Raw genomic sequence first — 25,535 nt, 5'->3', positions numbered from 1 at the left:
GCGTCATGACGTCACCAATCATTCATCGGGTCACGACGCTTGAACTTGCCGTGCGGCCGATCGTCTGGGCGTTCGCGGAGGAGCGGCGCGCCGAGATCGCCACGCATTTCGCCGAGAAGCAGCGCGAGCGGCCAAAGATCTGGAACGGTCGCGTCCTGCTCGGGCGTGATGCAACGTTCGCCGACGGGCATCTTTCCGCGACCTATTTCGAGACCGATTTCGCGAGCTTCCTCGCCTGGCGCGATTGGGGTTTTCCCGACAAGGCCGTGTTCAACGGTTTTGGCATGGGCGCGTTGCGCGCCTCCGACGGCGCCTTCGTCATGGGTGAGATGGCGCAGCACACCGCCAATGCGGGCCGGATTTATTTCCCGTCCGGTACGCCCGATCTCGAAGACGTCAGGGGCCACACGCTGGACATTCCCGGCAGCGTGATCCGCGAACTCGAGGAAGAGACCGGCCTGACCGCCGCCGACTATCGGGTCGAGCCGGACTGGCACTGCGTCGTCACCGGCCCGACGATTGCGATGTTGCAAATCGTCAACCTGGACATGCCGGGTGATGTGGCGCGTGCGCGGATCGAAGCCAATCTGGCGGGCGAGGCCGAGCCAGAGCTCTCGGCCATTCATCTCGTGCGCGGGGTGAGCGATCTCACGCCGTCCATGCCGCGATTTGTTACGGCCTTCGTCGAGCAGCAGTTCGCGTTGCGCTGATGCGCGAGGCTTGACATCGCTGCGCTCAGCCCATGTGATGGGCGAAAATATAAACCAAAAAGAATGCAATGCACAATCGTCCAGGGAGGTTTTGATGCGCGTGCGCATGGCTGCCCGTTTGGTACGTGGGCTGTTGGTCGCGATATCAGCGACGGGCTTGGCGGCGTCCGCCCAGGCTCAGGATCAAGGCAAAGAGAAGAAGATCAAGATCGGCGTCGTTTTCGATTTGACCGGGCCTCTCGCCGGCGGCGGCTCTGAGCTCGGCTATATCGGCGCAAAGATCATCCTCGACCATTTCGCCAGGACCGGCGTCGAGGGTTACAAGATCGAAGCGGTCTATGCCGACGCGCAGAGCAAGCCCGACATCGCGATCAACGAATCCGTCCGCCTGCTCGAGCAGGAAAAGGTCGACATGGTGCTCGGCTTCTTCTCCTCGGCGCAATGCGTGCCGGTGGCCGCCCGCGTCGAGCAGCTCAAGAAGTTCATGTGGATGACGACCTGCATCTCGTCGGCCGTGTTCAACGAGAAGGGTTATAAATACGTCTTCCGCCCGCAGGCGAGCGGCGACCAGTTCGGCATGATGACGATGGATTTCATCGCGCAGAACGCCAAGGCGAAGTTCGACAAGGAGCCGAAGGATCTGCGCGTCGCCATCATTCACGAGGACGGCGCCTATGGCGTCGACGTGTCCAGAGGCAACGAGGCCGGCGCGAAGAAGGCGGGCTTCAACGTCGTGATGAAGGAGGGTTATTCAGCCACCGCGCCTGACCTCTCCGCGCTGGTGACCAAGCTGAAGCGCGCCAAGCCCGATGTCATTTTCCACACTGGCTACAACCCTGATATCACGCTGTTGCTGCGTCAGGCGCGCGAGCAGGGGCTGAAGTTCGGCGCGCTGATGGGGCACGGCGCGGGTTACGGCGTCTATGAAAAACTGAAGGAAGGCATGGGAGCCGATGCCACCTACATCTTCAACACAGACCCGATCTCGATCTGGCTTGCCAACCAGAAGACCATGGATCCCAAGCTCCCGCCTGTGATCAAGATGGTTGGCGAGGAATTCGACAAGATCCGGCCCGGCGTCGCGATCCGCTCGGCGCATGTCGGCATCGGTGCGTCCAACACCTATGTGTTCATGAATGACGTGCTGCCGCGCGCGATCAAGAAGTATGGCGGGGTCGATCCGGATGCGCTGCGCAAGGCTGCCCTCGATACTGATATTCCCGAAGGGGGCACCATGCTCGGCTTCGGCGTGAAGTTTTACGGCGAGGGCACGCCGATGGCCGGGCAGAACGAGCGCTCGTTCCCGGTCGTGATCCAGTACATCGACGACAAGTCCTCCGTGGTGTGGCCCAAGAGCCAGGCGCAGCGCGAGGCCGTGCTGCCGCTGCCGAAGGGCACCACCTACAGCAACCAGTAGCGCAAATGCGCGCAGAGAGGAGAGCGGGACGGTGCTGGAAGTCAGCGGGCTGGTGAAGCGGTTTGGTGGCTTCACCGCCGTCAACAATGTGTCGTTCAAAGTCGATCAGGGCGAGATCCTCGGCCTGATCGGCCCCAACGGCTCGGGCAAGAGCACGATCTTCAATATGCTCTCGGGTACGCTGGCGCCGACTTCCGGTTCGATCCTGTTCGACGGCTCCGAGATCGCGGGCTTTCCGCCGCACCGGATCATCAACAGCGGCATCGGTCGCACCTTCCAGATCCCGCGGCCATTCCGCCGCCTGACGATCTTCGAGAACGTCGCGCTCGCGGGATTCTACGGCCAGGGCCGCCACAGCCGCGTCAAGGCTGAGGAGGCGGCCGAGCGATCGTTGGCGATGGTCGGTCTGCCGACAGATCGCCATGCCAGCGTCGACGGCCTCGGCGCAGCCGGCCTGAAAAAGCTCGAACTGGCGAAAGCACTCGCCACCGCGCCAAAACTTCTGCTGGCCGATGAGAGCCTCGGCGGCCTCGACGAGGCCGAGATGGGTCAGGCGGCCGACATGCTGCGCAACATCCGCGACGAGCTCGGCATCACCATCATCTGGGTCGAGCACATCATGGGCGTGCTGATGCGCGTCGTCGATCGCGTCATGGTGCTCGATCACGGCGAGAAGATCTCCGAAGGTTTGCCGAGTGCCGTTGCCGGCGATCCGCGCGTCATCGAGGTCTATCTCGGCACCGATGCCGAGACCACGCAGGCTGCGGCCGCCGCAGCGCGCCGCCGCGCGGGGGTGCAGTGATGTTGGAGCTCCGCGGCGTCAATGCCGGCTATGGTACCTTCCAGGCACTGTTCGACGTCAATCTCGACGTGAGGGCGGGTGAGGCCGTCGGCGTCATCGGGCCGAACGGCGCGGGCAAGACCACATTGATGCGCGTCATCTCCGGGCTGATCCGCCCCTCGCGCGGCTCGATCAGAATGGAAGCCGTCGACGTCGTGGCCACGCCGCCGCACAAGATCGTCAGCCTCGGGATCGCGCATGTGCCGGAGAACCGGCGGCTGTTTCCGCAGCTCTCGGTCGACGACAATCTCAAGATGGGTGCCTTCATGCAGGAGGCGCGCGGCCACTATGCCGAGCGGCTGGACGTGGTGTTCGAGCTGTTTCCGCGCCTGAAGGAGCGACGCCACCAGATGGCCGGCACCATGTCCGGCGGCGAGCAGCAGATGTGCGCGATCGGCCGCGCGCTGATGTCGAATCCAAAGCTGCTGCTGCTCGACGAGCCGTCGGCGGGGCTCGCGCCGGTCGTGGTGCAGCAGGTGTTCGAACTGGTGAAGCGGATCCGCGCCAGCGGGCTGACCGTGCTGATCGTCGAGCAGAATGTGCAGCAGGTGCTGAAAGTGGTTGATCGCGCCTATCTGATCGAGGCGGGTACGATCAGGTCCTCAGGCACCTCGGCCGAGATGCTGGCGAGCGACACGGTCAAGGAAGCGTATCTCGGGGTGTGAGGTTCATGAAGGCATGCAAGCATTTTTGGACATTTTCGACATCTACCTGCTGGAGGCCGTGATCAACGGCATCCTGCTCGGCGGCGTGCTGGCGCTGCTCGCGCTCGGGCTCAATTTGATCTTCGGCGTCATCGACGTGACCTGGATCTGCTACGCCGAGCTGGTGATGATCGGCATGTACGCGATGTATTTCCTGGTGCAGTATTACGGCATCAGCTATTTCTTCGCCGCGCCGCTCACCATCCTGCTGGTCGCGTTGCTCGGCGCGGCGCTGCATTACCTCGTGATCGCGCCGCTGCTCACTGCGCCGCCGATCAACCAGTTGCTCGCGACCGGCGGGGTGCTGTTCGTGCTGCAGAGCTTTGCCACCGTCGCCTTCGGCATCGACTTCCGCAACCTCGGCATCCGCCTGCCGGTGCTCGCTTTCGGCGACATGAATTTCAGCTACGCACGACTGCTGTCCTTCCTGGCCGCGCTAGTCGGCATGATCGCGGTCTATCTGTTCATGACGCGGACCTTCACCGGCACCGCGATCCGGGCGATCTCGCAGGACCGGCAGATCATGGCGCTGATGGGCGTCGACACGAAGCGGATCTATCTCATCACCTCCGCGATCGGCGGGGGGCTGGCCGGGCTCGCCGCCTGCCTGTTGGTTCTGCAATATGACGTGCATCCCTTCGTCGGCCTGTCGTTCGGGCCGATCACCTTCCTGATCTGCGTGCTCGGGGGCCTCGGCAATTTCATCGGCGGCTTCATCGCCGCCTTCGTGTTCGCCGAGATCATCTCGCTCGGCGGCCTGTTCTCCGATCTCGAATGGGGCTATGTGCTTGCCTTCGCGTTCTTCATCGTCATGATGTTCATCCGGCCCGCGGGCCTGCTCGCGAGGCGCCGATGATGGGGCGGGGACGGCTTGCAGCCTGGGGGATCGGATTGGCGGCGCTGGTCGCGCTGCCTTTCGTCTATCGCGATCCCTATCATCTGCACATCCTGGTGCTGATCCTGATCTGGTCGTTCGCCTATACGTCCTGGTCGATGATGGGGCGGTTCGGCCTCGTCTCGCTCGGCCACGGCGGTTTCATGGGAATCGGCGCGTATGTCACCGCGCTACTCTGGAATCACCTGGGCTGGTCGCCCTGGATCGGCATCCCCATCGGCATGGTCGCGGCCGGCGCGCTGGCGCTGATCGTCGGCTATCCCTGTTTCCGCTTCCGCATCACCGGGCACTATTTCGTGCTGGTGACGCTCGCGCTCTCCGGCATCGTGCTCCAGGTCATTACGGCGACGCGCGACTACACCGGCGGCTCGCTCGGCTACACGCCGAACCGGGCCGCGGGCAACAAGCTCTGGTCGCTGCAATTCGACGACAAGATCACCTGGTACCTGATCGCGCTCGGGGTCTGGCTGTTCGGCATCGTGGTCTGGCACTGGGTCGACCGCAGCATGGCCCGCTATGCGCTGGAGGCGATCTCGGAGGACGAGGACGCCGCGGCGGCCGCCGGCGTCGACGTCACCGCGGAGAAGCTGAAGATCACGCTGCTCAGCGCGCTGATGACGGCATTGGCCGGCGCGCTCTACTGCCAGTACCAGATGTTCATCACGCCTGATACCGTCAGCGGCATCGCGGTGTCGCTCCAGATGGTGTTCGCGGCCATCGTCGGCGGCCTGTTCGTCTCGCTCGGCCCGACCTTCGGCGCTATCATCACGATTATGCTGGCCGAGACCCTGCGCATCGGCTTTGGCACCAAGGCGGTCGGCTGGGACAATCTCGTCTACGGCGTGTTGCTCGTGCTTTTCATCATATTCCTTCCCAAGGGTATCCTTGGTAGCTTGCTCGACCGATTGAAGCCGCAACGCAAGGTGTCCCGCGCTCATGAGCAAGAAGTCGTCCAAATCGCTCGCCCAGGAACTTGACCGCTACATCACGCCGTTCCGCTACGATGGTTCGGGCAAGTTTCATCTCAAGGACCACAAGACCAACGAGAAGGGCGACCTCGACAAGGAGAAGGCCCAGGAGATTCTCGATGCCAACATGAAGCGGCTGATCGCCTTTCAGGAGAAGCTCTACGCCCAGGACCGCTGGTCGGTGCTGATCGTGTTCCAGGCGATGGATGCCGGCGGCAAGGATTCTGCGATCAAGGCGATCTTCGAGGGCATCAATCCGCAGGGCTGCGAAGTCAGTGCCTTCAAGGCGCCGAGCAGCAAGGAGCTCGACCACGATTTCCTCTGGCGCCACGTGGTCGCGCTGCCGGAGCGCGGCCATATCGGCATCTTCAACCGCTCCCATTACGAGGAATGCCTGGTGACGCGCGTGCACCCGGAGGTCCTCGCGAAGGAGAAGCTGCCGCCAAAGCTCGTCACCAAGAACATCTGGAAGGAGCGGTTCGAGGACATCTGTGCGTGGGAGCGCTATCTCTGTCGCAACGGCACCGTGGTGCTGAAGTTCTTCCTCAATCTGTCCAAGGACGAGCAGCGCGAGCGCTTCCTCGACCGGCTGGAGGATCCGTCCAAGCAGTGGAAATTCTCCATGGACGACATCAAGGAACGAGCGCTGTGGCCGCGCTACCAGGCCGTCTATCAGGACATCGTCCGGCACACGGCAACACCTCATGCGCCGTGGTATGTCGTGCCGGCCGACCACAAATGGTTCGCGCGCGTCGTGATCGGGTCGGCCATCGTCGCGGCGCTCGAAAAGCTCGATCTGCGCTTTCCTCGCGCCGACAAGGCATCGCTGGGCGAATTCGACGAGGTGCGCAAGGCCCTGGAGAAGGAGGAGAAGGCGGGCAAGAAACAAAAAACGCGAAAACAACCCCATGCACAGTAGCCGGGGATAGCGAAATCAATGACTTGAAGGTCAGCGCGAGCGCTTGCGGATTTAACGAAATCGCTTGACTCGTCGGGCAAAACAGGGGCATGATGTCATCATCCCCAAATTCCTCAGTACCCGCGTCCACCGGTAGCAGAAGCGTTCTACATTGGCGGGAAGGGCGGCCTCGCAATTCGCCCACTTCTCGCATTTCGCTGCATGCGAATCCGTCGCAGTCAGATGGAACGCGCCCTCAAATGTGATTTGCGCGCCGTTGATCTTGCTTGACAGTTCTGCGTCACGGGAGGACCATCTCAATGGTCGCAAACAAGCGACGCGCAACGTCCACATCAAGAGCAAGGGGAGGTCTATGACACCACCTCCGCAGATCCAGCCGCGTTAAGTGCGATGGAGCTCGTTCGGACTATCGCATAGCGGCAGAAAACCGCGAACGGCACGCCGGGCCAAGGTTTAGAGGGCTGCATCAGTGTGGCATAGCCCCTACCTGCCCGGCGCTGTATTGTGCATCACATCGATTGCACACCCATCCACGTCGGAGGGCCGTGACGCGGCCGCCGTGCTTTTGACATCGTGCTTCTCTCTTCCTCCTCCTCACGGCCGTCATTCCGGGCCGACTCCCGGAATGACGGAGGGCTGTCGCATATGACGTCTGAGCAGCGCCTGAGCGAGCACCTCGTCCTTCGAGACGCCGCGTTCCGCGGCTCCTCAGGATGAGGCTCAGCTGCATCCACTGCGTTGAAATGTTGCCGCATATTCATCCCTCATCCTGAGGGCTCGCCGCAGGCGGGCGTCTCGAAGAATGGCCGCGGTTGAGCTTCCAGCCGCGTGCCTGCATTCCGATCGCTGCACGTCCTGCCTTGAGACTGCTGTTCCGGCTTCCTGCACCGCGGCAAATGCCAAGAGAATGTCGCCTCATTGGCCAACTTCCGACACAGCGCCCGGGCGAATAGCGTCGATCCGACATGATGCATGTGCTTCGGCGGTGACGGGCCCGACGTCGCCGTCGCATCATTTCTCCCAGGGAATCCCTCGTGTCGCATAAGCTTGCCTCCGCGCTTCTCGCCGCGCTCTTGATCGCGATCTCATCTCTCTCCAGCGTCCGCGCCGCGCCGCCTGCGCCGGCAGCAAATAGCGCTGCCGCGTTGTCGCCCGATGAGGCCAAGCGCGCGCTGGAAACGCTGCAGGACGACAAGAAGCGCGCGCAGATGATCGACACGCTGCGCGCGATCGCCAATGTGTCCGGTCCACAGCAGCCCGCGCCCGAGCCAAAATCGCCGATCCCGCTCGCGGCCGACGGCCTCGGTGCGCAGCTGATGCTCACCGTGTCCGAGGAGATCGGCGAAATTTCGCGAGACGTCGCCGATATGGCCAGGACGCTCACGCACTTCCCGGCGTTCTATTACTGGATCGTGCGGACCGCGAACGATCCCGCGGCCTACAATCTCCTGATCGAGATCGCCTGGAAGCTCGCGCTGGTGTTCGGCTGCGCCTTTTGCGCCGAATGGGTGATGTTCCGTCTGATCCGCCGCCCTGTCGCGTTCCTGGAAGGGCGAATGCCGCAAACGGCGCGCCTGCCGGTGCAGGTGTTGCCCATTGCCGATCCGCCGTCATCGGTCGCCGATGTCACCCCCGCGCCCGAACTGCACATGCGCCGCCACAGCTTGGCGCGGGCCTGGCAAATCATGCTGCGGCTGCCGCTCGTGCTGGGACGCTTCCTGCTCGAGCTGCTTCCCGTGCTGGTCTTTGTCGGCGTCGCCACGGCGCTGCTCGGCACCGAGATTGGCGAGCCCGCCACCGTCCGCCTCGTGATCCTCGCGGTCGTCAACGCTTATGCGTGCTCGCGCGGGCTCATCTGTGTGGTCCGTGTGCTCGCGGGACCGTTCGGCTTGTTTCCGGTCAAGGCCGAAACCGCCGCCTATATCGAGATCTGGGCGCGCCGTATCGTCGGTGTCGGCGTCTCCGGCATCGCCTTTGCCAATGTGGCGCTGCTGCTCGGCCTGCATCGCGCCGGCTACGCCGCGCTCTTGCGCATGGTGATGCTGGTCGTGCATCTCTTCATCGTCGTCATCATCCTGCAATGCCGCCGCCAGGTCGCCGAGGCCATCCGCGCGCCGGCCGACCGGCAGGGCATCGCGGCGCGACTGCGCAACCGTATCGCGGGCGGCTGGCACTATCTCGCCATCGCGCTCGACCTCGCGCTGTGGGCCGTGTGGGCGCTGAACATCCGCAACGGCTATTCGTTGCTGCTGCAATATTTCGTCGGCACCATCGCGGTGGCGCTGATCACGCGCGTTGCCATCATGCTGACGCTGGGCCTGATCGACCGCGGCTTCCGCATCAAGCCGGAAATCCTCCAGCGCTTTCCGGGCCTCGAGATCCGCGCCAACCGCTATCTGCCGCTGCTGCGCAAGATCGTATCTGGCGTGATCGCCTTCATTGGCCTGGTGGCCGTGCTCGAAGTCTGGGGCGTGGACGCGATCGTCTGGTTCTACGGCGGCCAGATCGGCAGCCGGCTGATCTCGGCGGTGGTGACGATCGGACTTGCCGTATTCATCGCGGCCGCGATCTGGGAAGCCAGCAACGCGCTGCTGGACCGCCAGATCAATACGCTGTCGCGCGACGGGCACTATGCCCGCGCCGCGCGGCTGCGGACCTTTCAGCCGATGCTGCGGACGGCCTTGCTCTGCGTGATCGCCACCGTCGTCGGCCTCACGGCGCTCAGCGAGATCGGCGTCAACGTCGCGCCGCTGCTGGCGGGCGCCGGCATCGTCGGCATCGCCATCGGTTTCGGTTCGCAAAAGCTGGTGCAGGACCTCATCACCGGCCTGTTCCTGCTGCTGGAGAACACCGTCCAGGTCGGCGACAGCGTCAGCGTATCCGGGCTATCGGGCGTGGTCGAGAACGTCTCGATCCGCACGATCAGGCTCCGGGCCGGGGACGGTGCCGTGCACATCGTGCCGTTCAGCGCGGTCACGACCATCACCAATGCCAGCCGCGGCGCCGGCAATGCGTCCGTCAGCGTCAACGTCGCCTACAAGGAGGATACCGACCGCGCCGGCCAGATCCTCAAGGACATCGTCGACGAGATGCGCCGCGAGGTGGAATTCCGCAGCCTGATCCGCGGCGATCTCGAGCTCTGGGGCATCGACAAGGTCGACGGCGCCATGGTGTCGATCGTCGGCCAGATCCGTTGCACCGAGGCCGGCCGCTGGCCGGTGCAGCGCGAATTCAACCGCCGCATGAAGCAGCGTTTCCAGCACCACGGCATCGAGGTCGCATCCGCCACCCAGACCATCCTGATGCACATCGCGCCGCCGGCCGACAGCGCCGCTCATCTGACGCCGCGTCGAGCGGCAGGATAGTCGCCCGGTAAACTTACCGCTTGCCTTGGTCGAACCGGCAGCGTTCACTTCGCCCCAGCTCGCTGACGACATGCGGGCGGTGAAAAGGGTGGGTGGAATGCGGGGGCGGTGGGCCGGACTGCGCGATCATGTGATCGTCATTTGTGCGTTGCTCGGATGTGCGGCGTGGGCCACACCGGCAAACGCCCAGCCGTTCCCGTCGCGGCCGATCACCCTCGTGGTGCCGTTCGCGGCGGGCGGTCCGACCGACACGCTGGCACGCATCCTGTCCGAACGCATCGCCGCCGAATTGCACGCAACGATCGTGGTTGAAAACGTGGCGGGCGCCTCCGGCAGCATCGCCGGCGCCCGCGTCGCGCGCGCAACGCCTGATGGCACGACGATCACGATCGGCCATTGGGGCACGCATGTGCTCAACGGCGCGATCTTCAAGCTGCCCTATGACGTGATCGCCGATTTCGAGCCGGTCGCGACGATCGCGATGGGCACGCAGCTCATCGTCGGCCGGAAGACGCTCGAAGCCAACACTCTGAAAGAGATGATCGCGTGGCTGAAGGCCAACCCCGGCAAGGTGACTGCCGGCACGGCCGGCGCCGGCACGGGGGCCCACGTCGCCGGTGTCTTCTTCAAGGAGAGGACCGGCACCGACTTCCAGTTCGTGCCGTATCGCGGCGCGGGGCCCGCCATGATCGACCTCGTGGCCGGGCAGATCGACATCATGTTCGATCAGGCCTCGAACTCGCTGCCGCACTACAAGAACGGTGCGATCAAGGCGTTCGCGGTGACGTCGCCGACGCGGCTCGCCTCCGCGCCCGATATCCCGACTGTCGACGAGGCGGGGTTGCCCGGTCTCTACATCTCCTACTGGCACGGCATCTGGGCACCGAAGAACACGCCGAAGGAGATCGTCACAAAGCTCAACGCGGCCATCGTCACCGTGCTTGCCGATCCCACCGTCAAGCAGCGGTTTGGCGAATTGGGGCAGGAGATTCCTCCGCCGGATCAGCAAACACCCGCGGCACTCGGAGCCTTCCAGAAGGCCGAGACCGAGAAATGGTGGCCGATCGTGAAGGCCGCCGACATCAAGGCGGAATAACTTCACTGTCTGACAAGTACTCTTCCTCATCCTGAGGAGCCCGCGAAAGCGGGCGTCTCGAAGGATGCGCCGCAGAGAGCAGGGCCTGCATGGTTCGAGACGCGCGTTCCGCGCTCCTCACCATGAGGGGAACGATCAGCTTTGCGGCGTTAACCTTTCGCGCACACGACGGCCGTCTGTCACGAAAGTCTCGCTGCGGTGCGGGATCACAATGCTTGCCGCGGTTTTCTGCGTCCTTGATCTCAGGTGAGCGCTGGCCGACAATGCCCGCCCTTCAATAAGAAACTCCCTGGGGGAATTCGTGAATAGACCTGCTCGGGTCAGCGCCCATTCGACATCGTCCGATTCCGTGCACGGCATGGCGCTGCTGCGCGATCCCCTGCTCAACAAGGGCACCGCCTTCACCGCGCAGGAGCGCGACGATCTCGGCCTGCGCGGCCTGCTGCCGCCTTGCGTGCTGACGATGGAGACCCAGGTCGAGCGCGTGCTCGTCAACCTGCGCACGCTCCCGACCGATCTCGAAAAATATGTCGCGCTGAATGCCTTGCACGACCGCAACGAGGCGCTGTTCTTCCGCGTCGTCGTCGATAATATCGACGAGATCCAGCCGATCATCTACACGCCGACGGTCGGGCTCGCCTGCCAGAAATACGGCCTGATCTTCCAGCGCCCACGCGGCATGTTCATCTCCTCGCGTGATCGCGGCCAGATCGCCGAGATCCTGAAGAACTGGCCCTATCCGGCCAAGCTGATCGTCGTCACCGATGGCGAGCGCATCCTCGGCCTCGGCGATCTCGGCGCCAACGGCATGGGCATTCCGGTCGGAAAGCTCTCGCTCTATTCCGCCTGCGCCGGCGTGCATCCCGAAACGTGCCTGCCGATCGTGCTCGACGTCGGCACCAACAACGAAGAGCTGCTGAAGGACCCGTATTATCTCGGCTTGCGCGAGCGGCGGCTCACGGGCGAGGCCTATGACAGCTTTGTCGACGAGTTCATGGTCGCCGCGCGTAAGACCTTTCCGGGAGTGTTGATCCAGTTCGAGGATTTCGCCAACCACTCGGCGTTCAAGCTGCTGCACAAATACCGCGACGACGCCTGCGTCTTCAACGACGACATCCAGGGCACGGCTGCGGTGGCGCTCGCCGGCTTGTTTTCGGCGCTGCGCGTGAACGGCGGCAAGCTGAAGGACCAGCGCATCCTGTTCCTCGGCGCCGGCGAGGCCGCGACCGGCATCGCCGATCTCGTGACGTCCGCGATGATGGCGGAGGGCGCCTCTGAAGCCGAGGCGCTCCGCCGCAACTGGCTAGTGGATACCCGCGGCCTTGTCGTCGGCGGCCGCGAAGGCCTGTCCGGTCACAAGCTCCGTTATGCCCATGCCGGTCAGGCGCCGATCGCCGACTTCCTCACCGCGATCAGGACGCTGAAGCCGACGGCCATCATCGGTGTTGCCGCGGTCGGCGGCGCCTTCACGCCCGACGTGCTCAAGGCGATGGCCGAGCTCAACGAGCAGCCGATCGTGTTCGCGCTCTCCAATCCGACTTCGAAGGCCGAATGTTCGGCGGAGGACGCCTACCGCTACACCGGAGGCCGCGCGCTGTTTGCCTGCGGCAGTCCGTATGACCCGGTCAAGCTCAACGGCCGAACCTTCGTGCCGCGCCAGGGCAACAACTCCTACATCTTCCCGGGCGTCGGCCTCGGCGTCATCGCCAGCCGCTCGCGGCTGGTCACGGACGAGATGTTCATGGCGGCCGCCCATACGCTCGCCGATTGCGTCGGCAAGGACGATCTCGCGCAAGGCAGCCTCTACCCGGCGCTGCCACGCATCCGCGAAGTCTCGGTGCGTATCGCCGCCGCCGTCGCCGATGTCGCCTTTCAGCGCGGGCTCGCGGACGGACCCGCGCCGAACGACGTGAAGGGACTGGTTCAGTCCCAGATGTACGAGCCGCAGTACTGAGGCCTCCGCCTCGTCATGGCCGGGCATAGCCGTCCGAAGGACGGCGTCGCTTCCGCTCGCCTATGTCCCGGCCATCCACGCCTCGCCGGATGGTACGAAGAACGTGGATGCCCGGGACAAGCCCGGGCACGACGACCGCTTGAAGCAAGCTACGTTAGGTCAGCACAGCGATACCATTTCAGGTAGAAACCCGGTTGCGCGGCGCGGCCGTATATGCGACGCTCTGTAGCGTTACAAGAAATTCGAAATCAAGGTAAGCCGCCATGGACGATCGTTTGCCCGAACTGGGCGACCTCGAGCACGAGGTAATGCAACTGGTTTGGGCCCATGGTCCTGTGACGGCCGAGGTTGTGCGCGAGAAGCTGTCGCGTCGGCTGAAGGAATCGACAGTCCGCACGGTGCTGCGCCGGCTGGAAGAAAAGGGCTATGCTCGGCACACGGTGGACGGACGCACCTATGTCTACCACGCAGCCGAAGAGCGCGCGCGGGTTGCGGCCAAGGCGGTGCAGCGCATCGTCGACTGGTTCTGCAACGGCTCGATGGAGGAGGTCCTCGTCGGCATGGTCGACAATGCGATGCTCGATCAGCAGCAGTTGCGCACACTGGCCGACCAGGTGGCCAAGGCGAAGGCGAGGGGAGTGAAGAAAGAATGATCGCAACTCTGGCGGAGGCGGCGCTGCGCTCACTTGTGCTGGGAGGCGTCGTCTGGTTCGGCCTCAACCTGTTTCGCGTGCGCAATCCGCACGTCCACATGACGGCGTGGGTCGTCGTGCTGCTGGCATCGCTGGCGATGCCGTTCGTGATGCATTGGCCGACTGTCACGATCACCCGGCTGCCATCGCCGGTATCCGTGCCGGCTGATGTCATGCCGGCTGATATCTCGACGTTCGAGATGCCGCAGCCCATGCAGCCGATGACGCCCGGCGCGGCGATTGTTCCGCCGTCGAAGAGCGGCGTCTCAATCAATTGGTGGCTGATCGCTACCGTCATCCATGCCGGCGTCGCCAGCCTGTTGCTGCTGCGGCTGGCCATCGGCCTCTGTCTGACCTGGCGCCTCGCGCGCGCGGCAAGGCCGATCAACGGTCCGCACATGGTCGACGCCGATGTGCGCGTCAGCCGCGAGGTCGGCGGTCCCGTCACGTTTGGCTCGACCATTCTGGTGCCGCCGCAATTTGCCGGCTGGGACGCCAAGAAGCGTCTCGCGGTGCTCGCGCATGAGGGCGCGCATGTCGCCAACCGCGATTTCTATATACTCCTGCTCGCCTCCCTCAATCGCGCGGTGTTCTGGTTCAGCCCGTTCTCGTGGTGGCAGCTCGCGCGTCTGGCCGAACTTGCCGAGATCATCAGCGACGCCGAGGCCATCGAGGTGATCGACGACCGGCTGTCCTATGCGGAAATCCTGCTTGATTTTGCAAGCACGGTAAACCCGCGGCCGGTCGAGCTCGCGATGGCGAGGGCCTCGACCGTGCGCGCCCGCGTCGAGCGCATCATCGCGGCCGCCGCGATGCCCGTCGCGGTCGGCTGGCGCAAGCGGGCGTGGATCGCGGCTGCGATCGTCCCGGCCGCGATCGTGTCCGCCGGCATGATCGCCTATCGCACGCCGGAGCCTGCGCCGCTCGCCGCGGATAGTGGAGAGGTGCCGGCCCAGCATTACCGCCCCTTCGTCAATTTCTACGCCATGGGTCCGACCTCGGTGTTCGCGATCTTCCGCGACGGCGACGAGGTTTACGGCCAGCTCACCGGCCAGCGCAAATTGCGCCTGACGGTCGGCACCGACGGCATCGCATCCTACCCCGCCTCGTCCGGTGAGATCACGTTCCCGCTCGATGCGGAGCGCCGCTCCGCCGAGCTGATGCTGCGCATGAACGGCCGCGATATCCGCGCCCTTCGCCTCGCCGAGATGCCGACGGCGGCCACCGATTCCGGATCACTCGATCAATATGTCGGCTGGTACAGGGTCGCACCGAACCGCGTGCTCACCGTACGCCGCGACGGGGATCGGCTCCAGGTGCAGGAAACCGTGCAGGGCCGGGCTGCGCTCCTCGCTGAGGGGGCCGACGCCTTCTCGATCCGTGGCGACAATCTGCTGGTTTTCCTGCGCGACGAGCAGGCCAGGGTCTCGCGCGTGCTGGTCCAGAACGCGGTGTTCGGTGCCCGTCTCGCATCGCGGATCGATGCGGCGGCGGCGCAGGCGATCGAGGCCGACTTCGCGCGTCGCGTCGCGGAAGTCCCCGATCGTTTCCGCGAGCAGGTCCCGGTCGCCGGCGGCAAGGAAATGATCCTGCGCGGGATCGAGGATCTGCGCAGCGGCACGCCGAACTACGACCGGATGAGCGCACTGCTCGCCGCCAAGGTCCACCGCCAGGTCGACGAGTTGCACGCCACCTTCGTCGCCCTCGGTCCGGTGGAGTCGCTGTTCTTCCGCGGCGTCGGACCGGGCGGCTACGACATCTATGGTGCGAAATTCGAGAACGGCACAGCGGAATTCCGCCTGCTGCTCGAGCCAGACGGCAAGGCCGGCGACGTCATCTTCCGGGCCGACGGCAATGACGAGCTCGGCGGCATCGTCTCGTGCGCCGAGGAGGCGAATGTGCGCGGCCGCGCCGGCACTTCGCCGATCCGGATCATGGTCTACAACGAGATGGGCGAGGACATCCGCGTCTTCAATCTCGATGCCGACGGCAATCGCAAGGCCCTGAGCGTGGTCAGGCCCAACATGAGCTGGGCGGCCACGACCACGGTGAACAATCCCTGGGTGATCGCCGACAAATCCGGACGGTGCCTCGAGGTGCTGATGCCGGGCCGGCAGACGCGCTTCCACAATGTCGAGGCCTCCAACATCGGCGCGAAGCCGGGGCGCGCGGCCCGCCGCGCCGTTCCGATCGCCAATGGCGAGGATATGCTGCGCCGCTATATCGCTGATGTCGGCAAGGGCCAGCCGGACTACGAGCACATGACGTCGGAAGTCGCCGACATCACGCGGCAGCAGCTTCCGTTCGACCAGGCGATCCTGGCGAAGCTCGGCGCGCTGCGTGCGGTCTCGTTCCGCGGCGTCACCGCGCTCGACAGCGACATCTACATCGCCCAGTTCGCCAACGGCTCGGCGGAATGGCGGATCGGCGTCAGGAACGGCACGATCACCAAGATCGCGCTCGGCCCAAATTTCTAGGAGCGTTGCGGCCGTCCATCCGTCACGCCGGATGGGCGGCTCGCGATATCGGACGGGACCTCGCAATCTCTGCTTGCGGGCCAGCACCGGAAATGCTACAATCTGTAGCATTACGGTTCGTAGCTTCGTGCGGCGTGCCGCTGGCAGGCCTCGAGAAAATCAGGCGTTCGCGATGACCAATTCCGCAAAGGCCGAAGCTGTGCTGGCGCTTCATCGCTTCGGGATGGGGCCGCGACCGGGATCGGTCGCCGCCGTCGGCACCGACCCGCGCGGCGCACTGATCGCCGATCTCGACCGGCCGCTCACGCTGACCGCCGCCGCCGTCCTTCCCACCAGCGCAAAGGCCTATCGCACTGTTGCCGACGCCAATGCGCGGCGCGCGGCTAGGGCCAAGCAGGCGCAGCAGCAGGCCAAGAAGCAGCAGACGGCGTCCGCGCCGACAATGTCGGAAGACCAGACGCAAGGGCAGGGTGCGGACAAGGACGCCGCCGAGATGGCGGCCAAGCAGGCGGCCGAGGCCGTGCCCGATCCCGGGCGTCCGATCTATTTGCAGGAAGCCAAGCTGCGCACGGATGCCGCGCTTGCCGCCGACATCGGCTTCGCCGAGCGGCTGGTGTGGTTCTGGTCCAACCATTTCTGCATCTCGGCCAACAAGATTCAGAGCATGTCCGGCGCCTATGAGCGCGAAGCCGTTCGCGCCAATATGCTCGGCCGGTTCGTCGATCTCCTGTTGGCCGTCGAGGGCCATCCGGCGATGCTGTTCTATCTCGACAATCTCGGCTCGATGGGCGCGAACTCGATCGCCGGCATCAACCGCAGCCGCGGCCTCAACGAGAACATCGCGCGCGAGATCATGGAGCTGCATACGCTTGGCGTGCGCGCCGGCTACACCCAGGACGACGTCATCAGCTTCGCCAATGTGTTGACGGGATGGACGCTGGTGCCGCCCGGTGACAATCCCGAGCACGGTGGCGAGTTCACCTTTAATCCGCGGCTGCACGAGCCCGGCGGGCAAACCGTGCTCGGCAAGCGCTACGAGCAGGAGGATGCCGAGCAGGGCCGCGCGGTGCTGCGCGATCTCGCCGCGCATCCGGCGACCGCAACCCATATCGCGACCAAGCTCGCGCGCCATTTCGTCGCCGACGAGCCGCCGCCTGTGCTGATCGAGCAGATGGCGAAGACTTTTCGCGACACCGAGGGCGATCTTAAGCAGGTCGCGATCGCGATGGTGTCCTCGGACGAGGCCTGGCGCGGGGCGCCGTCAAAGCTCAAGCGCCCCAGCGAGTGGGGCGTTGGCATGGTGCGCGCGACCGGCGCCACGACGGTCGATCCAGTCCGCTTCACCGGCGGGCTGGAGCTGCTCGGCGAGGCGCTGTGGCGTCCATCCGCGCCCAAGGGCTATCCGGACGACGAGGCGAGCTGGATCGACGGCATCGGCCGGCGGCTCGACATCGCCAACAATTTTGCCGAGCGCCTCGCCGGTACGGCTGATCCGCAGGCGATCATCGAGGACGTCTTCGCATCGGAGATATCGCCCGAGGTGAAGCAGGCCGTCGGCCGCGCCGAGAGCCGGCAGCAGGCGCTCGCGCTGTTGTTCATGTCGGCGGATTTCCAGAGGAGGTGACCATGGGCTTTGACCATCATCTGCCCACGCGGCGCGAGCTTCTGGTCGGCTCCGGCGCGCTATTCGCGTGGAGCCAGATGCCGCGGATCGCGCGTGCCGAAGGGCGCGATCCACGGCTGCTCGTCATCGTCCTGCGCGGCGCGCTCGACGGCCTTGGCGCGGTCGCGCCGGTCGGCGATCTCGACTGGATCTCCCTGCGCGGCGATCGTGCGCTGGTGCTGGACGGCAAGCCGCCCGCGCTGCCGCTCGATGCCTTCTTCGCGCTCAATCCGGCGATGCCGAATCTGCATCGCCTCTACAAGAGCGGCAAGGCCGCAATCGTCCATGCCACCGCGACGCCCTATCGCGAGCGTTCGCATTTCGACGGCCAGGACGTGCTGGAAAGCGGGCTCGTCAGGCCGGGCATGACCAGCTCGGGATGGCTCAACCGCGCGCTGCTCGCGCTGGAATCCGGCGGGCGCGTCGACCCGCGCGGCAGCCGCGCGCTCGGCATTGGCTCCGTGACGCCGCTGGTGGTGCGCGGTTCGGCGCCCGTCATGACATGGGTGCCGCAGAGATTGTTGCCGGCGAGCGAGGACACGCAGAACCGCCTGCTCGATCTCTACCAGCACACCGATCCGAAGCTTGCGACCGTGCTCCAGGCCCGCATGAGGCTCGCTTCGCTCGGCGGCGCACCAGGCGCGGGCGATCCGATGTCCGACGATCCGACCTTGCCGCCGCCCGGCATCGCGCGCGTGCGCGCCTATTTTGCCGAAGCCGCCGGCACGGCCGCGCGCTATCTCGCCAAGCCCGACGGTCCGCGTGTCGGCGCTATGGGCTTCGTCGGCTGGGATACGCACATCGCGGAGGGCGTGGCCTCGGGCCAGCTCTACAATCTGCTCGGTGCGCTCGACGGCGCCTTTGCCGCAATCGAGAGCAACATGGGCGACGCGTGGCGCGAAACAGTCGTGGCCGTTGTCACCGAGTTCGGGCGAACCGCGCGCATCAATGGGACGCAGGGCACGGACCACGGCACGGGCACGGTCGCTTTCCTGATCGGCGGCGGGCTCAACGGTGGTCGCGTGATCGCGGACTGGCCGGGTCTGAAGCCGGCGCAACTCTTCGAGGATCGCGATCTCAAGCCGACCACGGATTTGCGCGCGGTGTTGAAAGGCCTGCTGAGGGATCACCTGCGTGTCGAGGAGAAGGTGCTCGCAGAAACAGTCTTCCCGGGCAGCACCGACGTCAAGCCGATGGGAGGCCTCGTCGGCTGACGACGCGGCTCTCACAACCGGATCGGGTTCATGATGTGCACGCTGACACAACGGGAGCTCGACTTTCTCGCCAGCCTGAGGACCGGCTGGCGGCGGCTCTATCGGCGCGAGCTCGCGCGGCTCTCGAGGAGCGGCGCCGAACCTGACGAGGTTCCGCCGGAGACGCGCCCGATCTGGCGCGTCGTATCGGGCTTATCCCACGAGCCTGTCTCGATTCAGGACAAGCCAGTGTGGTGGAATCGCCACAGCTAACCCGAAACGGCTGCGGCCTCAGGCGCGCTTTCGTTCCGACAAGGTTCTGCCCTCATTGCCCACCGAAACTCGGGGCCATTCGGAGGGCGCATCATGTCTTGCTTTGCACGTGCCGAAAATGCCCGGATTTCGCCGGCAAGCCTGTGCCGGATCCTGCTCGCCACCATCGGCGCGGCGTCGCTTGCGGCGTGTGCGCAATCGCCGGTCGGCCGCCAGAAGGCCGATCTCGGCACCCACCGCCAGGCCGCTGTCGAACGACCGCACAGGGTGGCGGCGCTGCATCCGCGTCCGATCAGCCGGGCGCGCATCCCCGACGGTGATGCAAAGCAGAGCGTCTCCCACGGCGTCGCCAGTTTCTATTCGGACACGGAGACGGCGAGCGGCGAGCGGTTCGACAAGAACGAATTGACCGCGGCCCATCCCAGCCTGCCGTTCGGCACCAAGCTGCGCGTCACCGATGTCTCATCCGGCCGCTTCGTCACCGTCAGGATCAACGATCGCGGGCCGCATGTTCGCGGACGCGTGGTCGACGTCTCTCCCTCCGCGGCGGAGGCGCTCGGCATGGTCGACAAGGGTGTCACCAATGTCCGGCTCGACGTGGTGCAATAATTTGCGGCTGCATCGATCCGAAGCGCTGTGCTTAACCGGCTGTTAGCCGCTCCATCGCACGATGGATACCCAAACAATTCGGGACTTCAGATCGAAGCTCTTGGGAGGCGGCGTTTGACCACGATCCAGTATCTCGAAGATCAGGCCGCACGCGCCGAGCGGCTGGCCAAACGGATCACGGATACATTGACGATCGAAAAGCTCCTGACCTTCGCGCACGAACGCCGCCGCGAGATCGAGGTCATCGCCGGCAAGTACCGGCGCGCCTGATTCTCATCCCCATGCGCGCTCAGCTGTGGCTTTCGACGAAGTCGCTGAGATAGTCCGGCAGCGTCATGCCATCAATGTCACAGCGCGCCCGGATCTCGCCGGCGACATCGGTCGAGATGTCCTTCATCCAGTGCTCCAGCGTGTTGAACGAGATGACCTTGATGGGGTCGTTGAAGCAGCCAGCGACGAGCTCGCCGATCGTGGCGTCGAGATCGCTTCGCTCGACACGAATTTCGGTCGCCTTGTCGAGGCGGTCGATCACCACGAACAGGGTCTGGTCTGCGCCATAGGGCACGACAGGGGCTGGCACGCCGGCTTCAAGCATGTGAGGCACTCACGCCATCGCTTCCGATCACCATCAACGGGAAAAACCGGCAGAAGGTTCCCGCGCTCAGCCGGTGCTTCTGCGAGGATCAGAGAAATTCGCGCAGCCGCGCCAGCTCCGTGATGTGCTCGGGCGAGAGAATGTCCGTGACCAGCGGCGGTTGCGCGATGGTGCGGATCTCATAGAGATGCCTGGTCGCCGCCGGCTTCGCCATGAACGCCGAGATGCATTCGTCGAGCGTACCCTCGATCACCTGGTAGGACGCTCGGTCCGACCGTCGCTGGTTCGCAAGCGACGGCCATTTATGCAGCACCGCAAGGACACCAAAGTCGACCTTTGAATCCCCGACCACGTCCCCCATCGTCCCGCCTCACGCAAAAAGACCCCGGCACACAAGCCTGCGTGCCGGGGCCTACACCCATTACTGCATCTCAGTGCCTCACGCCCCTTAACGCGGCGGCTGGGAAATGGTTCCGCCAATTTTCGCTGTCAGCTCGCGGCCGCCGCGATTCTGTGCTCCGTACCAGTGCGGCCGAGGCTGGTCTCATCGCCGCGGCTGACCTCCGGCGGAAGCCCGGCAAAGCGCCGCAAGGCCTCGGCCATCTGCACCCGGCCCGGCGCGCCGGTGATGATCACGTCCACCATCGTGAAGGACGAATGGAAATGGCCACGCGCCTTGAGTTGCTCGACCGGGACGCCGGCGGCTGCCATCGCCTCGGCATAGGCGATGCCTTCGTCGCGCAGGGGATCGAATTCGCAGGTGACGACGAAGGCCGGCGGTAGCCTTTCGACCTTGCCGCGGAGCGGCGAGGCGCGTGGATCGGTGCGGTCGGTCGGCGAGCAGTAGAGGTCCCAGAACCAGTACATCAGCGAGCGCGTCAGGAAATAGCCGGTCGCATTGTCGTTGTAGGAGGGGCGGTCGAAGGTGCAGTCGGTGACCGGGCAGATCAGGAGTTGGCCCGCGATCTCAGGGCCGCCGCGATCGCGCGCAAGCTGGCAGGTGACGGCGGCGATGTTGCCGCCGGCGCTCCAGCCCGCGACCAGCACCGGGCCCGGCCTGCCGCCGAGCTCGGCGGCGTGCTCGGCGATCCAGCGCGTCGCCGCATAGCCGTCTTCGGCCGCGGCCGGGAAACGATGCTCGGGCGCATGACGATAGCCGACGCTGACCAGCATCATGCCGGTCCGCCGCACCATGTCGCGGCAGAACGGCTCGTCCGACTGCTCGTCGCCGAGCACCCAGCCGCCGCCGTGGAAATAGACCACCACCGGATGCGGCCCCGGCGTTGCCGGCCGGTATACCCGGTAAGGCAGCGGACCGTCGGCGCCTGTCAGGGTGCCGTCGACCATCTCGCCGATCGGCCGTCCCGCCGGGCGGCCCTTGTTGAACTCGTCGACGAAGGCGCGGGCGCCGAGGGCGCCCATCGACTCGATCGGCGGCAGGTTGAGTGACGCCAGCAGGTTCAGCACCAGCCGCACGTCCGGCTGCAGCCGCACCACCTCGCCGTCATGGCATTGCGCGGCGACGTCGGGGCCGGTCAGCTTGAAGCCGAGCATGCCGCGGCTGACCACCTCGTCGCAGATGCTGCGATAGGGACCGACGCCGCCGGTATAGGGCATCAGGCCCTGCACCTTGCCGGGCACGTTGGCGCCCGTGTACCAGGTGTTGGCGAGCCGGTGCAGCGTCACCATCGAGCAATCGGCCATGTGCCTGTTCCAGCCGGCCTGCGCCGTCTCGGTCGGCTCGATCGTGGTGAAGCCGCCGTCGCGCAATGCTTTGAGCCGGTCGACGACCCAGTCGACATGCTGCTCGATTGACACCGCCATGTTCGACAGCACCGACGGGCTGCCGGGACCGGTGATCATGAAGAAGTTCGGGAAGCCTGCGACAGTGAGGCCGAGATAGGTCTGCGGCCCCTGCGCCCAGACGTCGGTGAGCGACTTGCCGCCACGTCCGGTGATCGGATGCACGGCGCGGATCGCGCCGGTCATGGCGTCGAAGCCGGTCGCGAACACGATCACGTCCACGTCGACGCTGCGCTTGGCCGTCGTGATCCCACTTGCGGTGATCGCCTTGATCGGCTCCTGACGCAGATTGACCAGCGTGACGTTCGGCCGGTTGTAGGTCGCGTAATAGTTGGTATCGAGGCAGGGGCGTTTGGCGCCGAACGGATGATCGTCCGGCATCAGCGCCGCGGCGGTCTCGGGGTCTTTGACGGCGGCGCGGATCTTCTCGCGGATCAGGTCCTGGACGATCTTGTTGCCGTCGATGTCCACCGCCTGGTCGGCCCAGAGCTGGGTCAGGATGTGGACGAGGTCGCCGGCCGCCCAGGCGCGTTCGAAGCGCTCACGACGCTCGGCATCGCTTAATTGCCAGCTCACGACCGTCTGCTGCGGATAGGGTACGCCGGCCATCGACTGGCGTGCCTGCTCGCGATAGGCCGCGCGATCGCCTTGCAGCAGGCTCATGCGATCGGACGGCGCGGGACCGTTGTGCGCCGGAAGCGCGAAATTCGGGGTGCGCTGGAACACGGTCAGGTGCGCAGCCTGCTCGGCGATCAGCGGGATCGACTGAATGGCCGACGATCCCGTGCCGATCACCGCGACGCGCTTGCCGGCGAGATTGACGCCGTCATGCGGCCAGCGTCCGGTGAAATAGACCTCGCCCTTGAAGTCCTTCACGCCGTCGATCTCCGGCGGCTTCGGCGCCGAGAGGCAGCCGGTGGCCATGATGTAATGGCGGCAGGAGACCGGCGGGCCATTATCGGTGGTGAGCTGCCAGCGCTCGATCGCCTCGTCCCATTTCGCTTCCGTGACCTTGGTCTTGAAGCGGATGTCACGCCTGAGATCGTAGCGGTCGGCGACGAAGCCGAGATAGCGCAGGATCTCGGGCTGGGTCGCGTATTTCTCCGACCAGGTCCATGCGGTCTCGAGGTCGGGATCGAAGGTGTAGCTGTAATCAATGGTCTGGATGTCGCAGCGCGCCCCGGGATATCGGTTCCAGTACCAGGTGCCGCCGACGTCGCCGGCTTCTTCGAGGCCGACCGCCGTCAGGCCGGCCTTGCGTAGCCGATGCAGAAGATAGAGGCCGGCAAATCCGGCACCGACCACGGCAACATCGACCTGCCGGCTGGTTCCGCGCCCCGTGTCCGAGGCACGTGCAGCAACCATTGCATCAGGCATGGCATTTCCTCCCGTGTGTTTTGTTTTGCCCGCAGGCTATCGCTGCAGGTTCGGCTTGTCATCACGGCATGTGCAATCTTCGGTAGCCATTTGCGGCGTCATCATGGCCGCGTGAATGTTGCGGCGGCACACGCATCGCGATGCACAAGGGCCGTGATTTCCCGGGCTAATCAGGGTCGATCCACCTGTGTATGCTCTTGTTTTTGCCACGCGTGCAAACGGGCGTCATGACAGAGTTGAGTGAGCGGACCAAAGCGAACATGGACGTCGTCCTGGAGGAGACGTGCCGCCAACTGCCTCACGGCGGCGATCACGACAGCCGCAGGTTCATCGCCGAGCGGCTGATCGAGGCGGCGCGGTCCGGTCACACCACGCTCGGTGAGCTCGGCATCATCGCACGGCACGCACTGGCGGAGCTTGCCGCCAAGCGGAGCTAGGCGCAGCCGCGGCGCTTGCCTCGCGGCGGGCCACGGACATAACCTGCCCAAAATCCTTCCGCGCGTCGAGATGCTCCGAAGATGCGGTCTGTGTTCGCGCTTTTTGCGACGTCTCTCGTCCTCTGTTGCGCCGGCTCGGTCGTGGCCCAGCCGGTCGGCCAGTTTCCATTTGCGCTGACGCGCGAAGGACAGATGCTTGGCGCCGTCGAAGGCGAGGTGGCCTCGTTCAAGGGGCTGGCCTATGCGGCCGCGCCGATCGGACCGCTGCGCTGGCGTCCGCCGCAGGCTGCACCCGAGAGCTCGGAGATGCGCACCGCCTATGCCTATGGCGCGCCGTGTCTTCAGCCCTCGCTGCCGGGATCGAGCGAGGATTGCCTCACGCTGAACGTGTTTCGTCCGTTCGGGGTCGACGGCCCGCTACCGGTGATGATGTTCATCCACGACGGCGCTTTCGTCAGCGGCACCGCGAATGATCCGCTGTTCGACGGTGCCAGGCTCGCGCAGGCTGGCCTCATCGTGGTCACCGTGAATTTTCGCCTCGGCGCGTTCGGCTGGCTCAGCGATCCCGCGCTGTCGGAAGGCGGCTCCGGCAATTACGGCCTGATGGACCAGATCGCGGCGCTGCATTGGGTGCACGACAACATCGCGGCCTTCGGCGGTGATCCCACCAACGTCACCTTGTTCGGCAGTGGCGCAGGCGCAACGTCGATCGCGCTGCTGATGCTGTCGGAGCAATCGCGCGATCTCTTCCAGAAAGCCATTCTGCAATCGATCCCCGGCCGTGCGCGCCTGCGTTCGGCACAAGAGGCCGAAATTGTGGGGCGGCAATTCGTGGCGGTGCTGGGGCGACAGGCCGATTTACGTACAGCCGAACCGCAACGCCTGCTTGCCGTCGAAAAACATTTACTGGAAAAATCGCCGCGCAGCTTCGCGCCGACGATCGATGGGAGTCTGGTGGGCGAGGAGGTCGCCGCGGGTTTCGCAGCTGGACATGAGAGCCGCATCCCCTTGATCATTGGCTCGAACGACGACGAGACCGGTTTCGACGGCGAGCTGGATATCCGGGAAGAGCTGGCATCGTCAGGCACCACCAGCGATGAGCTGCGCAGGCTCTATCCCGATTTCGCCAGACCCTCGGACCGCGCGGCAAGATTCTACACCGACAGGGTCTTCTCCGAGCCAGTGAGACTGCTGGCGCGCCTGCATGCCGCCAGCGGTGCGCCGACCTTTCGCTATCGCTTCGCCTATGTGCCGGAGGCACGGCGCGCAAACCCCGAGGGCGGTCACGGGCGAGAATTGCAGTTCATCTTCGGCGTGGAAGGTATGCCCGGTGCAGGCATCTTGTCACGAGCCGATCGCGAGGCCGCAAATCGTATGCGCGCCTACTGGATCAATTTCGCCAAGAGCGGCGATCCCAACGGTGCGGACCTGCCGCATTGGGATTCGGCCGCAGGCAGCGATCGCCTGCTGCTGATCGCGAACGATGGCATCGCGAGCGGAGACGACCCCTGGTCGGAGCGTCTGGACCGGTTCGCGCATTAGAGGGG

The 25,535-nt window shown here is 65.1% G+C and carries 22 protein-coding genes; 19 read left to right on the top strand and 3 right to left on the bottom strand.

The features are described 5' to 3' along the window. Positions 1-5: 5 nt before the first annotated feature. The 17 genes from IVB19_RS28495 (at position 6) to IVB19_RS28415 (ending at position 20,046) form a co-directional block, all read left to right on the top strand. Entirely contained in the window at positions 6-710 is a 705-nt protein-coding gene (locus IVB19_RS28495) for a hypothetical protein (protein WP_085385127.1), read from the top strand. Positions 711-804: 94 nt separating this feature from the next. Next, positions 805-2,127 carry an ABC transporter substrate-binding protein gene (locus tag IVB19_RS28490; protein ID WP_085385128.1) on the top strand — a complete coding sequence of 441 codons (1,323 nt, stop codon included), beginning with the start codon at positions 805-807 and terminating at the stop codon, positions 2,125-2,127. 31 nt (positions 2,128-2,158) lie between these two features. Then, positions 2,159-2,929, top strand: a complete 771-nt coding sequence (locus IVB19_RS28485; RefSeq protein ID WP_247820401.1) for an ABC transporter ATP-binding protein — start codon at positions 2,159-2,161, stop codon at positions 2,927-2,929. Further along, entirely contained in the window at positions 2,929-3,633 is a 705-nt protein-coding gene (locus tag IVB19_RS28480; RefSeq protein ID WP_085350252.1) for an ABC transporter ATP-binding protein, read from the top strand. Before IVB19_RS28485 ends, IVB19_RS28480 begins: the two co-directional genes overlap by 1 nt. 13 nt (positions 3,634-3,646) lie before the next feature. After that, the gene (locus tag IVB19_RS28475; RefSeq protein WP_247820400.1) at positions 3,647-4,528 is read left to right on the top strand and encodes a branched-chain amino acid ABC transporter permease; all 882 of its coding nucleotides are present in this window, start codon (positions 3,647-3,649) and stop codon (positions 4,526-4,528) included. After that, entirely contained in the window at positions 4,525-5,544 is a 1,020-nt protein-coding gene (locus tag IVB19_RS28470) for a branched-chain amino acid ABC transporter permease (protein ID WP_026232717.1), read from the top strand. The genes IVB19_RS28475 and IVB19_RS28470 overlap by 4 nt, the downstream gene beginning before the upstream one ends. Then, on the top strand, positions 5,504-6,454 hold the full coding sequence (locus tag IVB19_RS28465) for a polyphosphate kinase 2 family protein (RefSeq protein WP_247820399.1): 951 nt from the start codon (positions 5,504-5,506) through the stop codon (positions 6,452-6,454). The genes IVB19_RS28470 and IVB19_RS28465 overlap by 41 nt, the downstream gene beginning before the upstream one ends. A gap of 1,034 nt (positions 6,455-7,488) precedes the next feature. Continuing rightward, positions 7,489-9,819 (top strand): mechanosensitive ion channel domain-containing protein, encoded by a 2,331-nt coding sequence (locus tag IVB19_RS28460; RefSeq protein WP_247820398.1) that lies wholly within the window; start codon positions 7,489-7,491, stop codon positions 9,817-9,819. Positions 9,820-9,916: 97 nt separating this feature from the next. Continuing rightward, positions 9,917-10,915: a Bug family tripartite tricarboxylate transporter substrate binding protein gene (locus IVB19_RS28455; protein WP_247820397.1), complete on the top strand. Its 999-nt coding sequence runs from the start codon at positions 9,917-9,919 to the stop codon at positions 10,913-10,915. A 301-nt stretch (positions 10,916-11,216) separates the two neighbouring features. Further along, positions 11,217-12,869 carry an NAD-dependent malic enzyme gene (locus tag IVB19_RS28450; protein ID WP_256474570.1) on the top strand — a complete coding sequence of 551 codons (1,653 nt, stop codon included), beginning with the start codon at positions 11,217-11,219 and terminating at the stop codon, positions 12,867-12,869. A 263-nt stretch (positions 12,870-13,132) separates the two neighbouring features. Beyond that, positions 13,133-13,522: a BlaI/MecI/CopY family transcriptional regulator gene (locus tag IVB19_RS28445; RefSeq protein WP_247820396.1), complete on the top strand. Its 390-nt coding sequence runs from the start codon at positions 13,133-13,135 to the stop codon at positions 13,520-13,522. Further along, positions 13,519-16,038, top strand: a complete 2,520-nt coding sequence (locus tag IVB19_RS28440) for a M56 family metallopeptidase (protein ID WP_247820395.1) — start codon at positions 13,519-13,521, stop codon at positions 16,036-16,038. Before IVB19_RS28445 ends, IVB19_RS28440 begins: the two co-directional genes overlap by 4 nt. Before the next feature lie 172 nt (positions 16,039-16,210). Beyond that, on the top strand, positions 16,211-17,662 hold the full coding sequence (locus tag IVB19_RS28435) for a DUF1800 domain-containing protein (RefSeq protein ID WP_247820394.1): 1,452 nt from the start codon (positions 16,211-16,213) through the stop codon (positions 17,660-17,662). A gap of 2 nt (positions 17,663-17,664) precedes the next feature. Continuing rightward, positions 17,665-18,915, top strand: a complete 1,251-nt coding sequence (locus tag IVB19_RS28430) for a DUF1501 domain-containing protein (protein ID WP_247820393.1) — start codon at positions 17,665-17,667, stop codon at positions 18,913-18,915. A 30-nt stretch (positions 18,916-18,945) separates the two neighbouring features. Beyond that, positions 18,946-19,167, top strand: coding sequence for a hypothetical protein (locus tag IVB19_RS28425; RefSeq protein ID WP_247820392.1), 222 nt, complete (start codon positions 18,946-18,948; stop codon positions 19,165-19,167). Positions 19,168-19,260: 93 nt separating this feature from the next. Beyond that, entirely contained in the window at positions 19,261-19,776 is a 516-nt protein-coding gene (locus IVB19_RS28420) for a septal ring lytic transglycosylase RlpA family protein (RefSeq protein WP_247820391.1), read from the top strand. A gap of 114 nt (positions 19,777-19,890) precedes the next feature. Further along, entirely contained in the window at positions 19,891-20,046 is a 156-nt protein-coding gene (locus IVB19_RS28415) for a hypothetical protein (protein ID WP_018457464.1), read from the top strand. A 19-nt stretch (positions 20,047-20,065) separates the two neighbouring features. Here IVB19_RS28415 and IVB19_RS28410 read toward each other — a convergent pair whose 3' ends face one another. The 3 genes from IVB19_RS28410 to IVB19_RS28400 all read right to left on the bottom strand — a co-directional run bounded on the left by IVB19_RS28410 (position 20,066) and on the right by IVB19_RS28400 (position 23,551). Beyond that, the gene (locus IVB19_RS28410; protein ID WP_018457465.1) at positions 20,066-20,371 is read right to left on the bottom strand and encodes a hypothetical protein; all 306 of its coding nucleotides are present in this window, start codon (positions 20,369-20,371) and stop codon (positions 20,066-20,068) included. Between the two features lie 88 nt (positions 20,372-20,459). Continuing rightward, a complete protein-coding gene (locus IVB19_RS28405) occupies positions 20,460-20,732 on the bottom strand; it encodes a hypothetical protein (RefSeq protein WP_018457466.1) in 273 nt (90 codons plus the stop codon). A 128-nt stretch (positions 20,733-20,860) separates the two neighbouring features. Next, positions 20,861-23,551 (bottom strand): flavin-containing monooxygenase, encoded by a 2,691-nt coding sequence (locus IVB19_RS28400; protein WP_247820390.1) that lies wholly within the window; start codon positions 23,549-23,551, stop codon positions 20,861-20,863. Positions 23,552-23,742: 191 nt separating this feature from the next. Here IVB19_RS28400 and IVB19_RS28395 point away from each other — a divergent pair, with 191 nt between their 5' ends. Then, positions 23,743-23,988, top strand: a complete 246-nt coding sequence (locus IVB19_RS28395) for a hypothetical protein (RefSeq protein ID WP_247820389.1) — start codon at positions 23,743-23,745, stop codon at positions 23,986-23,988. An 81-nt stretch (positions 23,989-24,069) separates the two neighbouring features. Continuing rightward, entirely contained in the window at positions 24,070-25,530 is a 1,461-nt protein-coding gene (locus IVB19_RS28390) for a carboxylesterase/lipase family protein (RefSeq protein WP_247820388.1), read from the top strand. The last annotated feature ends 5 nt before the right edge of the window (positions 25,531-25,535 follow it).

The organism is Bradyrhizobium sp. 187 (genome assembly GCF_023101005.1).
In the GTDB taxonomy this organism is placed as follows: domain Bacteria; phylum Pseudomonadota; class Alphaproteobacteria; order Rhizobiales; family Xanthobacteraceae; genus Bradyrhizobium; species Bradyrhizobium canariense_D.
Note: the sequence above shows the minus strand (reverse complement) of the source record. Positions and strands in the feature narration are given on the sequence as shown.

Coding starts and splice junctions, on each gene's coding strand:
- IVB19_RS28410 (WP_018457465.1), bottom strand. CDS start 20,371: ATGCTTGAAGCCGGCGTGCCAGCCCCTGTCGTGCCCTATGGCGCAGAC.
- IVB19_RS28475 (WP_247820400.1), top strand. CDS start 3,647: ATGCAAGCATTTTTGGACATTTTCGACATCTACCTGCTGGAGGCCGTG.
- IVB19_RS28405 (WP_018457466.1), bottom strand. CDS start 20,732: ATGGGGGACGTGGTCGGGGATTCAAAGGTCGACTTTGGTGTCCTTGCG.
- IVB19_RS28430 (WP_247820393.1), top strand. CDS start 17,665: ATGGGCTTTGACCATCATCTGCCCACGCGGCGCGAGCTTCTGGTCGGC.
- IVB19_RS28455 (WP_247820397.1), top strand. CDS start 9,917: ATGCGGGGGCGGTGGGCCGGACTGCGCGATCATGTGATCGTCATTTGT.
- IVB19_RS28465 (WP_247820399.1), top strand. CDS start 5,504: ATGAGCAAGAAGTCGTCCAAATCGCTCGCCCAGGAACTTGACCGCTAC.
- IVB19_RS28435 (WP_247820394.1), top strand. CDS start 16,211: ATGACCAATTCCGCAAAGGCCGAAGCTGTGCTGGCGCTTCATCGCTTC.
- IVB19_RS28445 (WP_247820396.1), top strand. CDS start 13,133: ATGGACGATCGTTTGCCCGAACTGGGCGACCTCGAGCACGAGGTAATG.
- IVB19_RS28425 (WP_247820392.1), top strand. CDS start 18,946: ATGATGTGCACGCTGACACAACGGGAGCTCGACTTTCTCGCCAGCCTG.
- IVB19_RS28400 (WP_247820390.1), bottom strand. CDS start 23,551: ATGCCTGATGCAATGGTTGCTGCACGTGCCTCGGACACGGGGCGCGGA.
- IVB19_RS28390 (WP_247820388.1), top strand. CDS start 24,070: ATGCGGTCTGTGTTCGCGCTTTTTGCGACGTCTCTCGTCCTCTGTTGC.
- IVB19_RS28420 (WP_247820391.1), top strand. CDS start 19,261: ATGTCTTGCTTTGCACGTGCCGAAAATGCCCGGATTTCGCCGGCAAGC.
- IVB19_RS28495 (WP_085385127.1), top strand. CDS start 6: ATGACGTCACCAATCATTCATCGGGTCACGACGCTTGAACTTGCCGTG.
- IVB19_RS28395 (WP_247820389.1), top strand. CDS start 23,743: ATGCTCTTGTTTTTGCCACGCGTGCAAACGGGCGTCATGACAGAGTTG.
- IVB19_RS28490 (WP_085385128.1), top strand. CDS start 805: ATGCGCGTGCGCATGGCTGCCCGTTTGGTACGTGGGCTGTTGGTCGCG.
- IVB19_RS28440 (WP_247820395.1), top strand. CDS start 13,519: ATGATCGCAACTCTGGCGGAGGCGGCGCTGCGCTCACTTGTGCTGGGA.
- IVB19_RS28480 (WP_085350252.1), top strand. CDS start 2,929: ATGTTGGAGCTCCGCGGCGTCAATGCCGGCTATGGTACCTTCCAGGCA.
- IVB19_RS28470 (WP_026232717.1), top strand. CDS start 4,525: ATGATGGGGCGGGGACGGCTTGCAGCCTGGGGGATCGGATTGGCGGCG.